The following is a 969-nucleotide window of genomic DNA, read 5'->3' as shown; positions in this document are numbered from 1 at the left end:
TCGATGTGGCCCAGTTGGGCGGCATGTATGCCAACAGGGTGTTTTTGGTGGGCAACTCGGCAGGCGTCGGTGTCGCGAACGCAGGGACGATCGCGGCGCAGGCAGGCGATCTGACGCTGCAATCGAACGGCCGTTTGGTGCTCACGGGCAAGACGACGGCGAGCGGCAACCTCGCGCTGTCGGCTGCAGACGGGATACAGAACAGCGGTACGACTTACGCTCGGCAGTCGCTGTCGGCCAGTACGATCTCCAACCTCGGGCCGACCGCGCTGATCGGGGCGTCGGACAGCAACGGCACGCTCGACATCCTCGCGCGCGACATCGAAAACCGCGACGACACGACCGCGACCGACTCGATGCCGACGACAGCCATCTTCGGCATGGGCAAGGTCGTGCTGGCGGGCGGCAAGGACGCGAGTGGCAGCTATACGAACGCCGCGCTCGTCAATAACGTGTCGGCTCTGATCCAGTCCGACGGCGACATGGAATTGCACGCGGATAAGGTAACGAGCACGCGCCGCGTGATGAAGACGTCCACCAGCCAGATCGACCCGGCATCGCTCGCGCAGTTCGGCGTTCCGATCAACGGTCGAACGGGACAGATTCGCGTGAAGGATCCGGACAGCATCGGTGGGGTCTATACCGAGCCGCCTCACGGCGGTCAGTGGAACAGCGTTTATCAGTTCACGACCTACTACGCGGACAGCGCGACGGCGACGACTGTGACGGACCTCAGCCCAGCCGCCCAGATCGTGTCGGGCGGCAAGATCGATGCGTCGTCGGTCGGCACGCTGCAAAACTACTGGAGCAACATCGCGGCGGTCGGCGACATCAAGATGCCGGCCCGCTACGACGCCGACGGTTGGGCGGCGTCCGGCCAGAAACTGCCGGGCGTGACGGTCTCCTATTCGGGGCAATACCACTACAACAACTACGACAACACCGAGCACGACTGGCAACTGCCGTTCG

Annotated in this window: 1 pseudogene; it reads left to right on the top strand. The window is 64.1% G+C overall.

Features of this window, described 5'->3' with window-relative positions:
- Positions 1–969, top strand: a pseudogene (locus F3J18_RS37580) (cell surface protein); the annotation flags it as partial.

This window comes from Burkholderia sp. Ax-1720 (assembly GCF_011753035.1).
In the GTDB taxonomy this organism is placed as follows: domain Bacteria; phylum Pseudomonadota; class Gammaproteobacteria; order Burkholderiales; family Burkholderiaceae; genus Burkholderia; species Burkholderia gladioli.
Note: the sequence above shows the minus strand (reverse complement) of the source record. Positions and strands in the feature narration are given on the sequence as shown.